Here is a 14668-nt window from a genome sequence, read left to right on the forward strand (position 1 = left end):
AATTCAGCCTCAAGTAGTGGCTGGGGAATCATTAGCTCAGGCTCAAGTAGCTGAAGAATGGAAAAATATCGATATCCCCAGAGCAATTGCCTATAACAAAGGATTAGATTATAGCAAAGAGACAATCTCAGTAATCCAAGACACGCTGAAAGTGTCAAAGACAGAAGCATTTAACGAAGAAACTGTCCTCGCCATCGCCAAATGGCAATATGACAAACGTCTTACTGAAGTTGATGGTAAAATCGGTTATGCCACTAGGGAAAGTTTAGGGATTACCCAAAGACTATTCGATGATAAAGAAGGTTATGGATACAATTATTTTGAGGGCACACCATTTATAAAAGGATTGGAAGATCTCAATGATATATCTTCCAATGATGTAGATCAAGGTGACTTAGGAACCTGCGGTTTTGCTGCGGGAATGATGGCTGTAGCTAGAGCTAATCCAAGTCTAATTAGAGACTTAATTGACGATAACAGAGATGGCACTTATAACGTCAAATTGTATACTGAGTCAGGAGTACAAATCATCAAAGTAACTCCTTACTTTCCATCGGCTGCTCCTGGAATACCAGCTTATGCAGGTGTGGGAGATAAAACGAGAGAGCTAAAAGAACTTTGGCCGATGCTATTGGAAAAAGCTTATGCTCAGTATAAAGAAGGCTATGGCAAAACAGGCAAAGGTGAGGGTGGATACGATTTAATTGGTAAAGGTGGTCATCCTGGTGATGCGGTAGAAATATTAACTGGGACTCCCGCTTCTTCCTATTACATTCCTGACTGGGAGTGGAAAAAATTAGCTAATCTACTCATCAACGCTTTAGTTAAGAACAATTGGGCAGTAACAGCAGCCACTATTCCTTCTAGCGATGGTGAGAAAAAGAAAAAAGATACCGCAGATGGTGTAGTTTTAAACCATTCCTATGTCGTGGAAAAGATTTACGTTAAATCAGAGGTTGAGAACAATAATTATACAGAAGATCAATTATTTGTAGATTTACAAAATCCTTGGGGGCACAGCCATATTACGGGTTTATCTTTAAGTAAATTTCGGCAATATTTTCATACTTTATACATCAATCAGGTTAGTCAAGAGAATGTGGCGCAAAAAGGACCTGTTATTGAAAGTGACCTAGTTGAACCATCTCGAAACAAACCAGTAGCCGAGATGACAAAATTGGAGAAAATAGCAGCAGCTATTTCTGTGGCGATAACCAAGTTAGGACCAGAATTAGGCGAAAAATTAAAAGATTTGCTTAACCTCAAAACCTTAGCAGCCATGTCATTTATCATGGCTGCCTGGGCATTGTCTCATGGCACAGGTGCAGGACAAGTATTAGATGTCATCCTCATCGGAGTTGGAGTAGTTACTCTGGGGATGGATGTCATTAGTGTTATTGAAGATTTGATTGGTTTTGCGGCTGTATTGAATGCTCAAACACAAGAGGATATTGATAAAGCAGGGGAACATTTAGCTGAGGCTATTGCGACGGTTGGTGTGGAATTAATTATCCAATTCCTTACTCATCGTTTAGCTGGAAGTAAAGCGAAGAAAGCGGAGGTAGATGAGGCGGGAGTACCGCGTCAGAGGGGATTTTCTGTTCAGGATCAATTAACTAACCTTGTTACGACAGAAGGACATCATTTAATTGTTACTAAGGCGGGGAAGATTTTCCGCTGTTCGAGTTGCGAGGAATTGGGGGTACAGTTTGCTAAATTATTAGAAGAAAATGAGCAATTGGGTAAGCGTTTGGAAGCTCTTGAGACTAAGTATAAGCAAATTTCCGAGATTAAAGATGGAGCGCAACAGAAAGTACTGCTAGAGGAAGCGGATGGGGAACTTACACTGCTGGAGAGAAACATACAAGATCTAAATGTTAAAAGAGCTAATCGTTTACTAAATCAGGCATTAGATAACTTTCAACCTGGTGAGGGAATAACCAGAGAAGAAGTAGCCCAAATTCTGGAAACAATTCTTAAATCCGGAGAGCCAGAAGAGAAAGTTGCTCTTTCCAAGTTAGTAGATGAACTCTTGAGTGGTGGAAATTCAGCAGCGATATCAGATTTCTTAACTAGAGTAACGGCAATTCGAGAAGTTGATGGAGTTGTTAATGGTAAATTCGATCAGCTTTATGATGCTTTCCATCGGGGAGATGCTATTCTTGCTCATGGTCCTTTGCAAACTGCTATATATCCTGCTAAACCTCATAGACTGGATGGTGGGCAATATAGTATGGTTGGTAGTCGAGATGGTAAACCTGCCAAGGAAATTACTACAACATGGGATGGGGTCGTAGATTTTGTAATCGTTTATGATGGAGGAAATATGAGTTTAATTTTGGGGAAAAACCATTCGGGTTTATCAAAGGGACGAGCTTATGTTTATGGTGCGGGTGAGTTCCGTATAGATAAAAGTGGAAAAGTGTTAAGGATAAATAATTTATCTGGTCACTATCTTCCAACAGAAGAAAATTTGTGGAAAAGTTATAATTTGTTAATTAACAAAGGTTTGATTACGCCAGACGTGCAAGTTACACCAGTAGATTTTTAAATTAGAGATAACCTATCCCCAACCTATAATTGTCATGAATAACACAGATCATATCTTGGAACTGATTGCCGAAATGAATCGCTACCTCAATGAATGGGATTGGGATAGTGAAGAACAGATAGACTTGGAAGAGAAATATATCCAGCGTGTAAGAGAAGTAGGAGAATGTAATTTTTTGGTATGTCTGTTTCAGAATTACTTTGACTCCATGATGCGTTCTTTGATGAACCACTTCTTTTTTGTATGGAAAGATCTCCACTATCAGGATTGGTTGAAAATTCTTCGCCTGATTGCTGATAATAGTCTGACACGTTTTGGTTTCATAATTTTCTGTGGATTTACACTGGCAATAGATATTAAAAAAGTTATTCTGGAAGACGAATATATTAGTGATTCAGTCAAACAGTACTTTAATACGTCATTTGTACGCGGCACTCCAGGTCCTGATTCTCCCTTTGTTGAGGAAATGTTCAGAAAGCATGGCATGGAAGCAACCACACTGTGGAAACGATTAAAGGAACAAGGCGCACCAATGAAGGTAGCTGTTTGAGCTATGTATCAAATTGAGAATAAAAGTAGGATGGGCAGTACCTACCCTATTTTCTTAAGAAGACAAGTCTAAGAATAAAAGCACAATCTTTCACAAATGCAAAAACACACTCTCCATGAATAACCACCTAAAAGATAAAATTCGCGGCATTATTTTCGGTGCAGCCATCGGCGATGCTCTCGGCTTCGGCACTGAATGGATATCCAAACAACAAGTTACTCAAGAATATCCTAACCGACTCCAAGACTACAACCAAATTACCCGCTATAATAACTCGAAAGGCATGGAAGGTTGGTTCCCCGGTGATTGGACTGATGATACCGATCAAATGTTGTGCATTCTTGATAGTTTATTAGAAAAACAAGAGATTGACATTCGCGATATTGCCGCCAAAATTCATCACTGGGCAATTACCGATGGGATGGGGATGGGGCGAACAGTCTATACTGTTGTCCACACTCCTGGTTTTGTAGAAAATCCCTACGAAGTTGCCGAAAAAGTCTGGTCAGATTCAGGAAAACAGTGGGCTGCTAATGGTGCAGTTATGCGTACTTCTGTTTTAGGAATTTGGCAATATCATGATTTAGAAGAAGTAAAAGATAATGCTGAAAAAGTGAGTCGGATTACTCATCCAGATTCTCGCTGTTTGGGTTCATGTGTAGCAGTTTGCTTAACTATTAGCAGTATTTTACAAGGAGAAACTGATATTGAGCAACTTATTGCCAAGATTACTAAAATTGTCCAACCTTACCATCCTGAGTTTCAAGAATATTTTGATAAAGCTGCTGTTTCTCTAGAAAGTTTAGATTTAGATGAAGGTTTAAATCCCGGTGAAACCAATTCTGTAGGCTATACCCTGAAAACTCTGGGCGCTGGCTTTTGGGCACTACAACATGGACAATCATACCAAGATGGTATTTTGCCGATTATTCATGAAGGAGGAGATGCAGATACCAATGCGGCAGTTGCAGGGGCACTATTAGGTGCGAAGTTTGGCTACAGTAATATTCCGCACAGGTGGATAGAAGGATTAGTTTACAGACAGGAATTAGATGCGAAAATTGAGAGATTAATGGCTATAATGTTAAGGAATTAATACCAAATTGTGGATTATAATCGAACGTAGAACAGGTGTCCCGCCTGTCAGCCGCAGGCATCCCACCTGCTCTACAAATTCTGTAACTTGGTATAACCAGGTATATTAACACAATAAAAGCACAAGTGGGGTTGGCAGTTACCACCCCACTGGATAAAAGAGACTGAGAAGAGTAATTAATAAAGATAGAACATTAATCGCTGAAGCCAAGAGATGAGAATTAGCAAATTCTACTTATACTTTGATTTCCTTGCGTTTAGTCCATTCCTATTCAACCACTGCTGCTTCTGTGTTCCGCATTTTCCAAGCTAATTCTAATAACTGAGTCCAGCGTTTTTGCATTTGCTTGGGAGTACAATTGAGAGCCTTAGCAATCTCCCCATCACTCTTTTGAGCCTGTTTCATAGACAGTAATTCCTGCTGTTTTTCATCAAGTTCGCCTAAAAATACTTGCCAGCGATCCGATGTCATCCCCAACTTTTGGTCTAAATCTGCACCTAACCATTGGTGAACCAGTTTCCAATGAGATGAGCGAGAAAACTTTTCCACATGGTATTTAAAACGTTGTTGTAAATAGTCCCGCTGACGAGGAGTCAAACCCAGAACTTCATCGATATCAGGTGCAGCCAAGTCTTGCATTTTTAAAACTAGGTAATCAGCACAATCAGAATGACCTTGAGCTTCCAAATATTGGACTAATTCAGCCACCACGCGATCGCGCAATACCGACTCGCTAGGGTCAACTGTATCAGAAACCAGACGGGAACGCACCTGCTGCATGGCTCTCATCCGGCTATGTTCCTGCGCTTCCTCCCCTTTAGCAAATTCTACCGCCTGTTCGATATCTACTGGGGTTTCATTCGGTTGGCGTTTGGCAAAACTTTGTGCCCGTAACACGATTAATTGCTGACTGCTACGATTGGGTAAAGTAATGCGGCGCTTGGCATATTGTTCGCTAAAAGCCATGTACTCAGCAAGTTCGAGTTGAGTGCGGGGAGAATAGTGAAGATCGAGCTGATTTTCTCGCCGAAAAGCTTTGAGAGACTCAGCATAAAAATCTTGTAAAAAGTCTTCAATTAAATTGTAACGAGCGGAAAACTTTAACTGAGATTGAGGTTGTGCAACATGACGATACACCATTACGCTTAAGCTGTTGTGTAATTCGACACGACCTTGTTTTGCACCCAGTTTATAGTACTCTAAACACTTAGTCAGGCGATGACGTGCTAGAGTGAATTGCCAGGAACGAACTTGACCAGAACTTTGGATGCGATCGCTCTTATTGCAAATCCGTTCCACTTCTAGAGCGATGCGATTCACCACTGATTGGGTGCGGCTAGGTAAAGCTCCCATCTGTGGTACAGAGCCTTTGCCGTTTCCTTCCTGTTTGTTAGTAGGATATAGCGTTGATTGCATTTCCTCCAACAAAAGCTCAATTAAAGCTTCGGTGTCGGTTTCAGGGAAAACTTCCGGATTGGAAAGGTTAGTTACAGAAGTTTGGTTGATAGAATCGGCTGTTTGAACATTCATGGTATTGCCCCTCAAGACTACAATCACTACTTACAAAGACACCAGGTTTAGGAAATCGGTTTCGGTGTTATCGTTTGTGAACTTGCGGTTGCTGTTCACAATTTCAATGTAGAATGCTACGTTCAACTCTTGGTTCATGCTTGTGTCACTAAATTCAGATCGCTATTTGACTGGTTGCACCCAACCCGATTTACAGACACTCTCTATCGGCTGAAACCCTTGCTGTATCTCCACTTAAAGGATTTCACATACTCAGGTTCATCCGGATGTCTTGAGCCTATTTCAGTAGACAATTGAGAAACTGGCTCGATTTTTTCTCTTTCGTGGGAAATTACTCGCCCCTGCCCTGTAGTATCGGGTTTATTGGCAAGAGCTACTGTCAGAGGCTACCCGATAGCCTCTTTCGCTAATCCTGATTTAAGTTTCCTATTTCTACACCCTGTACCCTAAACCAGACAAGCTTTCCAGAAATTTCAGTATGGGAATTAGATGCACATCAATCGAGTTTAGTTCCAACTTGTCTCACTTGCTACAGCCCAAGCTGTTGCAGCCTCCCATCCTAAACCTTGCCGTACCATCATAGGTTCATCCCCAGTCAGATCTAGTATCGTAGATACCTGAGTACCTGGTTCCGAGCCATCATCCACAATTATGTCTACTAAACTATCAAACATGTCGAATAGTTCGGCTCGTTCTAGTGTAACCATTGGAGATTGATTATTTTGATCTGGTAGATGGGCGGAAGTGGAAATAACCGGAGTGCCCAAGGCTTTCAGGAGCGCTTGACAGACTGGATGATTCGGTACGCGAATACCACTAGTCTTGCGTTTGGGGCTCATCACCAAGCGAGGGACCAACTTGGTTGCGGGTAGTAAGAAGGTGTAAGGACCAGGAATTAGACTTTTCATAATGCGATAAGCTGGATCGCTTACCGAGGCATACTGGGTAATATTCGACAGCGACGAACAGAGAAACGTCAGGGGCTTATCATTGGATAGTTGCTTCAAACGTCTCACCCTCTCCACTGCGGATTTTACGGTTAGGTGACAGCCAATCGCATAAACGGTGTCTGTTGGATATAGCATCACAGCACCATTTTGCAAGGCCTCCTTAATTTCCTCTATTCGTCGTATTTGTGGTGTTTCCGGATGGACGTTGTAAATAGTTGCCATAAAATTCAGAATTTTTCAGGATGGTTCAGATCATCCTACAGAGCGTCCCCTGATTTTCCCTTTTTGGACGGATTTGAGGCATTTCCGGTAGAATCCTCATGGGATGAGGGGCATGGGGAGATTTGTTGGCAATTGACCAGGGATCGTGGGGTTTCCAACTTCGGAGGATTTCTATGATGTTGCATCAAGCGTGAGAGTATATAGAATTAAAGCCAGAAAGCGGTTAGGTAGAAAACATCTGCCGCCATCTCGCATCTACTTTCCGATTCGTTGGTACTTCCAATACTCGTATCCCCACTTTCGGTAAGGGATTTAATAACTCCTGCAACTCTCCCCATGACTCAATCAGGTGGTGTTCTACCCCATAACTACCACACAACTGGGCAAAATTAACTGATTGAGGTGTGGCAAAGAATTCCTCAAAGGGTGGCTCAAACTGAGAAATTGGTAACATCTCAAAAATACCGCCACCGTTATTATTAATTAAAATAATAGTTAAATGACCAACTAACTTTTGTCTCAGCAAAAAGCCATTGGTATCATGCAATAATGCTAAATCCCCTGTCAGGATTACTGTACTCTCACTCCGGTGGGCAATCCCTAGAGCAGTTGATAAAGTTCCATCAATTCCATTTGCCCCCCGATTGAAAAATGGTCTAATCCGCCGATTCCCCGGAACCCAAAAGGATTCAACATCCCGCACGGGCATACTATTTGCAATAAATAATGGTGTCTCTGGTGGCAGTATTTGAGACAATAACCAAGCCGCTTTTCCTTCAAATAGCTGGCTTATTCCGCTCATTTTACGATCAATTTTACTTCTTACTTCTGCTTCCACCTCACACCATTTTGCCAAGTAATTAGATTGTGTGGTATCTAGTAAGGAAATCTTGCCAAATTCTTCTCCCCCACTCCCCACTCCAAAAAACCCACTCCCCATCTCTTCCACCGATATCCGCAAATGGATAGTTTTGCCATGGAGTGAATCGAGATTTTGATCGCTAGCATCGATAATCCAGCGTTGGGGTTGATATTCATTTAACCAAGCCCGAAGCTCCTTACTTGTTGGTAATTCCCCAATTTGAATGACTATTTCTGGTTTTAGGGTTTCAGCAAGTTTGCGATGCCTGGGTTGGGCGTAGCCATCGCGTAAAATTAGATCGTAACTAGAAATCAAATAGGGATTCAATTCGGCATAATTTCGTACAGGCGATAATCCTTCCCCTAAAACAGGAAATCCTAAAGTTTTCGATAACTCACCCACTGCACTACAATATTCTCGCGGATTTTGCGGTTGAGCAAGTCCCGCGATAATAATACCGCGATCGCATTTTTGCCATTCGGTAGGGGGATTGGGGAATGGGGAATGGGTTTTTTGGAGTGGGGAGTGGGAAATATGGGCGAAGAATGCTTCGGGTTGAAATTGGGATTGTAATAAATTAGTGGTGGTGTCTGGAATGGGGGCAAGGGGGTCGCGGAATGGTAAATTGATATGTACAGGACCTTTAACTGGAAATTGCGATCGCTCCCAAGCATGAACGATCGTTTGCCGTAAATAGCTTAACATCCCCATATCTACTGACGGGACAGCTAATTCTGTTTGCCAGTTAGGATAGTTTCCATATAATTTTACTTGGTCAATGGTTTGCCCAGAATGACAATCTCGCATTTCTGGCGGACGATCGGCAGTTAAAATTAATAAGGGAACTCGACTTTCTCTGGCTTCAATTACGGCTGGATAGAAATTAGCACCTGCTGTGCCAGAGGTACAAATTACTGCCACAGGTAATCCGGATTTCCTGGCAATTCCCAAAGTAAAAAAAGCAGCGGAGCGTTCGTCTAATACAGGAATCGCCTCAATTTTAGTATTTTGGGCAAAAGCAACCGCTAAAGGAGTGGAACGAGATCCCGGGCAAATAACCGCTGTAGTCAAACCTAGACGCTGTAAGGTTTCCGCCAGGATGGAAGCCCATACTGTATTAGTGTTGCGAAAGTCAATGGGCATTAGATCCAAAACTAATTGGTTGTTGGTTGTTGGTTGTTTGTTGTTTGTTGTTTGTTGTTTATCGACAATTTGCTTGAGAGCAAATTTTTATGTTTGTCTATTATTTTTTTGTTGTATTTGAAATAAAAAACCAATAACTAAGAACAAACAACAAACAACTAATCTATCAGATTGCCGAAATTTCATCGACAATCTTTAGTCTTCCCCGTCGCACTGAACGGATTAATCGTTCAATGGAGTCCCTTTCCTCTTGTGTCAGGGACTCTTCTAACAATGCCGCCATTAAGCCGTATCTGTCAGCTAGTGTAATCTTGCCTGAAGTACTCACTTGAGCGAATAAATCCGAGATTGCACCAGGTAAGAGTCTAAGTTGAATTTTCATAAAAAGTCTCGTTGGAAACCCTGCGGTTTGAGCCTTGGGAGGAAAACGGATGGCAGGAAATATCAATGTTATCAGTCGGTAACTATCCAAAAAGCACTGTTTCAGTGACCTTAAAACTGTTTAACTTTTTGGATAAGCGAGCAGTGGACTAGCTACGCATCCACTGGTAGGTTCTTTAACGCTTGCCGATAACGTAGCCTGAAGGCTGAGGCTGGTTAGTACAGCTTGAGTGAATTTCTTCTTACAAGCCCCGTGTCTTCAGACCGGGGTTACTGACCAGACTATATATAGTAGATACCCAACCTGATATACAATATTACACCTTTGAGGGATTTTGCGGATATGGGTTAGACCCCTAATTGGGCTGGGCTGATTCATTGTCATTAGTTCGTTATGTAACGCACTATTTACTATCTGTAGGGTGCGTTATGTAACGAACCCTACTATATAGGGCAAAAACTGCCCTACCACTGCTGGAAAACACCTTATGGACTGACTGAATTTTTAGGTTGCTCATTTACTTCAGGATTAAGAGCAATTTCTGCTTCTACTTGTGCCAGATTACCATTGGCGGTGGCAGTGCGAATTGTATCAAAAGTTCCCTTAATAAAACTAGCGATTGGCACTGCTACTAATAGCCCTAAAACACCTCCTATTTTAACTCCAATATCCAGGGAAATCAGCATCCAAACAGGATTTAATCCTGTCAGTTCCCCAACAATACGCGGAGCTAATATATTCTCACAAACTTGGATAATCGCAAGAGCAATCAGTAAAACCTTGACCCCCAACCAGAAGTTTTGCAGGGCGATTAGTAAGCTGACGACAATAGTAGTTGTTGTCCCGCCCAAGGGAATCAGGCTGGCTGCACCAATTCCAAATCCAAATAGTTCAGCTAGGGGTATGCCCAAAATCAATAATGCTGTTGTTTGGGCTGTACCTAATATTGTTGCTAAGATAGCTTGTCCGGCAATGAATCGCTCGAAATTATTTGGGAGAGATTTCCTAATTTGACTATTCCATTTCTCCGGAAACCAACTCAGAATTCCATTCCATAGGCTTTCTCCTCTCAAAACTAGAAAAATGGAAAAAATCAGGGTTAAGAAAACATTGACAATACTGCCGATGGTATTGACAATTAAATTCAGAAGCTGACTAGTTAAAGAACGTAACTGACTACTTACTCGTTCAACTAACTGAGTAAATGTTCCGCTTAAGTCAACTGGTAACTGTTGCGCAACAGCCCAATTTTCCAAGCTTTGGAGTTGTGTTTGACCGGATTTTATCCAATCTGGTAACTTGATCAATAGTTCATTAGCTTGCTGTAGAATTATTGGGCCAATGAACAATCCCAATGTACTCAATATTACCAAAAACAGGAGAAGTACCAATGCTACGGCTATGCCTCGATATACTCCTCTTTCTTTGAGAAAGCGGATGGGATAATCCAGCAAAAAGGCAATCAGAGTAGCCGTAATTAAAATACTAACTAAAGGCTGTAGCTGTTTGGCTAACAGCAGTAGCAGCCAGAGGTTTAGGCAGATAAGAGGGAAGATTAACCCAATACTAAACTGCCGGGAAAGCTTATTAATGGATTCCATCATAGGCATGAGATAAACGCACTTTTGATATCTTCTTAAGAATGTTACACCTAAAGATAACGCTGTAATAACTTAATGATAAACTCAGCAGCAGTAATGGGGGTTCGCTTTTCGCCTACACCTCCCTGAGCCGGATGAATCCACCAGCCTTGACAAACATCTGCCTTCCTCCATAAGTCTAAATGATCGACGGCTGGATCTCCATAGAAACTTTCCTCCCCTCTCCCAAATAACGCGCAACTCCAGTGAGTAAACTCATCGTGACTGAGGCGATGAATGGGAAAATTTCCAGATAAGGGCACACCCCAACCATCCAACGCGATCAACCCTGTCACCGCTCCTCCCAATATCTGCCACCCCCAAGCTGCCCCAATCGCGCCCACAACTCCTGCACTAAAAGCGATAAATATAATCGGTGTCTTCTTGCTATTCAGATAATGCTGTAAATCTGCCAATATATGAATAGCACAGTAGCTAGGGTAATCCTGATTTGGCAAAATTAACACATCCTGATTCAATTTATTGGCGAGATTACCCGTGGCACAACGTTGTAACCCCTGTAAAAATTCCTGAGTAAACTCCGGGTTATGAATGCCGGGACAAATTATAATCTGACAGGAATATTGTTCCATCTCTTAATGACAACTCAATGATTGAAATTGCTCCTCATTAATCCGCCCAGCTTGATAAAGCGTATTAGTAATTTCCGAAATAGTTAATACCGCATGTGCCCGATAACTCTTTTCAATCAATCTATCTTTAACTCCCTGTTCGTGGTCAATAAATACTACAATATCATTTACCTGTAATCCCACTGATTTTAATTTTTCCGCCCCTGCCATCACACTTTTGCCAGTAATTAAAATATCATCTACTACCACAACAGTTTCTCCAGTTTCAAAATTACCTTCAACTACTCGCCGCGTACCATGTGCTTTCACTTCTTTCCGGGGATAAATCATGGGATGATTGAGACGGAGGGATAAGCCAGTTGCTGTGGGTAAGGAGCCATAGGGAATACCCGCAATCCGCTCAAATTTTAGGTTTTCCAGAATATCGGCATAAGCACTCAGCATTTGATGGAAAAGTTGAGGATTAGAGATAACGTTACGCAAGTCTATATAGTAGGGAAATATTGCCCCCGATGCCTGGACAAATTCGCCAAACATAATGGAACCGAGGTCATATAGTTGTAAAATTAAATCTTCCTGTGGGTGCTTTGACAACAAGCAAACATCCGGCATCCATATTTCACAGGTAGATGCCTCAAGAATAACCTTATTTCTCCCGAGATTAATTTCTTCAATCAGAGATTTAATCGCCACAGCAGGTTGTTCGCTAGCTAACATATCTTGGGGAACTGGTATTAGCAACCCATCTCCATTTTTATTCAAACCAGCTGCTAAAATTTCACTTAAATTACTACCTCCTTCTGCCCAGATACTCCGCACCAGGATTACTCTTTCGGGTGCAATTGCCCTGATTTTGGCTAGAATATCTGGTGAGGTTGTTCCTACTTCTAATCCTAATTCTTCTGGAGTTCCCCAAGTTTTTGCTTCCTTAACTACTTGCAAGTAAAGGGGAGATTCTGAATTCGGATAATGCTGCAAAGCTACAGCAGCAGGATTGGATGTACAACAAAGAACAAAGACGGCTTTTCCAGGGTAAATTAAAAATGGTGCAATATGATCTTGTCCGGAATATGGACTTACTGTAATGGCATCTACTTGCCACTCGGCAAAAACCCTCTGGGCAAAGATACTGCTAGTGTTAATATCGCCATGTTTGGCATCTAAAATAATTGGGATGTGACTAGGAATAGCCTTGAGGGTTTTTTCCAGTAATTCGATTCCGGGAATACCCAATGCTTGGTAAAATCCGAAGGTAGGTTTATAAGCACAAACTAAATCGGAGGTTTCCTCTATGATGAAGTTCAGCCAATCCCACAAGTTATCAATAATGGTACTATTATTTCTTTGGGTCTGATAACGGCTCGGCATCATTTCCGGGTTCGGATCGAGTCCGACTACCAGTAAACTCTGATTTTCTGCGATCGCACTATTCAATTTATCCCAAAAGTTCATCTTACCCACTTCCTCCTCACCTATTTTATCCCTCTGCGCCCTCTCATTATAGAGATAAAAATTTACCCCCAACCCCTATTGACTTTTCCTGTTATTTTCTGATATTATTTTTTCATAATGGGAAATCCGTGCGCACATATATATAGCTTCATAAAACAAAGATTTCTGGCGATGGCCAAAGCAGGCGTTGCGAACTGACAAGTCAGCGCAACGCTCTCGCATTTTGGGCACCTGCTAGTAGCTCGCCACACTACCACATCGCCACACCACCAAATCTGTAGGAGCGGATTTAAGAATAAGCCGTCACGCATTTACTCCCTGTGCGAGAGAAGACGAGCCACATCTTCCTTAGTGTCAAGCGTGTCAAGGGTGGTTTCTGAAGAGGCGATTAACTTTTCCTGAGATCTGTATTATAATAAACTTCAATACGTTTTCCAGTCAAAAGCCAATTTAATTTAGCGCAGGGCAACCTCCGATTTAATTTACGGCTATTGAATAAAATCCTACCAAATTAATAAGGCAATGCTTGGATTATTTACGGCTGATAAAATTGTGCAAGAGTTACACCAGCATCCTAACGCATCCCGGATCAAAAAATTAATGGTTTATGCTTGTGAAAATAGTTGGGAAAACGATCCTAACATTTTGAATAATTATAAATTAGTAGATTTAATTCAAAAACTTAGAGAATCCCACTCAACTATCGAACAGCTTACCGCGACTCTGAATAGACAGGTACAAACCCTGAATCGACAATCAGAATACGCTTTAGTAGCAAATATCATTATTAGTCAATTAGGTCAACTATACAATGAAGCGGAAGAAGTAACTCAAGTCGTATTTATCAAGCCAGACAATTTGGTTTCCACCTCAAATACTTCATCTCGATCTCTTTTCGAGGATATTGCCAAGGAAATCGAAGGAGACACTAATGCTATCAGAATGAAAAAACTTATAGTTTATGTCTGTAAAAATAGCTGGGAAAATGACCAAAATATATTAGACAAATTCAGTTTATCAGAGTTAATCGGAGAAATAAACCAAGCCAACCCAACCATAGAGGAATTAAATGCAGTATTCGCCAAGCAGGTGCAAACCCTGAATCGAAAGGCAGAGTATGGTTTACTAGCGAAACTAATTATTAGTAAACTAGAGAAACTATACAGGGAGTCTGGAGAATCAACTTATATCAAATCTGGCAAAAAAGCGGAATCTAATCCTTCAGGAGAATCGACTCCTAAACAGGATATTCAACCCCAACCAATATCTCAACATAATGAAGTCAAACAGATATACGATCCATTTGAGTTGCGCCTAGAAGTAATGAACTATACCAACCCATTACGGGCAAAAATATTAGTATTTTCGGTAATTTATCACCCCTTCAAAGGAACAGGACAAGATTGGACTATACTGAGATCTGAAACCATTGATGATTTGCTGGGGAAACTATTCTCAACCTGCAAAACATTCCCAGAATTAGAATCAAAACTTTACACGACAGCGAAACGAATTGCCAACCCTGATGAAAGTAATCAAGCTGCAAGTGCGATCGCGCGATCTTTCAAACCTTTATATGGTAATAGATAATGTATCGATCGATAACAGTAGGGTTTGTAGTATGCGCTTAAGCGCCTACTGACTATGTTAATAGTAGGCGCTTAAGCGCCTACTACGAACTATTATTTAGTGTAATT

At 41.3% G+C, this 14668-nt stretch carries 11 protein-coding genes; 4 read left to right on the forward strand and 7 right to left on the reverse strand.

What is annotated here, in order from left to right:
- The 3 genes from NJ959_RS00715 to NJ959_RS00725 all read left to right on the forward strand — a co-directional run.
- Nucleotides 1-2551, forward strand: a 2551-nt coding sequence (locus NJ959_RS00715) for a C2 family cysteine protease (RefSeq protein ID WP_254009818.1), incomplete at its 5' end; no start/stop codon positions are given.
- A 34-nt stretch (nt 2552-2585) separates the two neighbouring features.
- Entirely contained in the window at nt 2586-3101 is a 516-nt protein-coding gene (locus NJ959_RS00720; protein WP_254009819.1) for a hypothetical protein, read from the forward strand.
- 115 nt (nt 3102-3216) lie between these two features.
- Nucleotides 3217-4197 carry an ADP-ribosylglycohydrolase family protein gene (locus NJ959_RS00725; protein ID WP_254009820.1) on the forward strand — a complete coding sequence of 327 codons (981 nt, stop codon included), beginning with the start codon at nt 3217-3219 and terminating at the stop codon, nt 4195-4197.
- Between the two features lie 267 nt (nt 4198-4464).
- Here the strand turns inward: NJ959_RS00725 and NJ959_RS00730 are convergent, their stop codons facing one another.
- The 7 genes from NJ959_RS00730 to NJ959_RS00760 form a co-directional block, all read right to left on the reverse strand.
- Nucleotides 4465-5727 carry a HetZ-related protein gene (locus NJ959_RS00730; RefSeq protein WP_254009821.1) on the reverse strand — a complete coding sequence of 421 codons (1263 nt, stop codon included), beginning with the start codon at nt 5725-5727 and terminating at the stop codon, nt 4465-4467.
- Nucleotides 5728-6233: 506 nt separating this feature from the next.
- Complete coding sequence (locus NJ959_RS00735) at nt 6234-6899, reverse strand: L-threonylcarbamoyladenylate synthase (RefSeq protein ID WP_254009822.1); 666 nt, start codon at nt 6897-6899, stop codon at nt 6234-6236.
- A gap of 223 nt (nt 6900-7122) precedes the next feature.
- A complete protein-coding gene (gene menD / locus NJ959_RS00740) occupies nt 7123-8904 on the reverse strand; it encodes a 2-succinyl-5-enolpyruvyl-6-hydroxy-3-cyclohexene-1-carboxylic-acid synthase (RefSeq protein WP_254009823.1) in 1782 nt (593 codons plus the stop codon).
- A 166-nt stretch (nt 8905-9070) separates the two neighbouring features.
- On the reverse strand, nt 9071-9286 hold the full coding sequence (locus NJ959_RS00745; protein ID WP_254009824.1) for a hypothetical protein: 216 nt from the start codon (nt 9284-9286) through the stop codon (nt 9071-9073).
- A 485-nt stretch (nt 9287-9771) separates the two neighbouring features.
- Nucleotides 9772-10896, reverse strand: coding sequence for an AI-2E family transporter (locus NJ959_RS00750; protein WP_254009825.1), 1125 nt, complete (start codon nt 10894-10896; stop codon nt 9772-9774).
- 41 nt (nt 10897-10937) lie between these two features.
- Nucleotides 10938-11519 (reverse strand): hypothetical protein, encoded by a 582-nt coding sequence (locus tag NJ959_RS00755; protein ID WP_254009826.1) that lies wholly within the window; start codon nt 11517-11519, stop codon nt 10938-10940.
- Between the two features lie 3 nt (nt 11520-11522).
- Nucleotides 11523-12971: a bifunctional orotidine-5'-phosphate decarboxylase/orotate phosphoribosyltransferase gene (locus NJ959_RS00760; RefSeq protein WP_254009827.1), complete on the reverse strand. Its 1449-nt coding sequence runs from the start codon at nt 12969-12971 to the stop codon at nt 11523-11525.
- A gap of 522 nt (nt 12972-13493) precedes the next feature.
- Here NJ959_RS00760 and NJ959_RS00765 point away from each other — a divergent pair.
- A complete protein-coding gene (locus NJ959_RS00765) occupies nt 13494-14561 on the forward strand; it encodes a hypothetical protein (protein WP_254009828.1) in 1068 nt (355 codons plus the stop codon).
- The last annotated feature ends 107 nt before the right edge of the window (nt 14562-14668 follow it).

Origin of the sequence: Limnofasciculus baicalensis BBK-W-15 (assembly GCF_024178385.1) — a bacterium.
Taxonomy (GTDB): Bacteria; Cyanobacteriota; Cyanobacteriia; order Cyanobacteriales; family Coleofasciculaceae; genus Limnofasciculus; species Limnofasciculus baicalensis.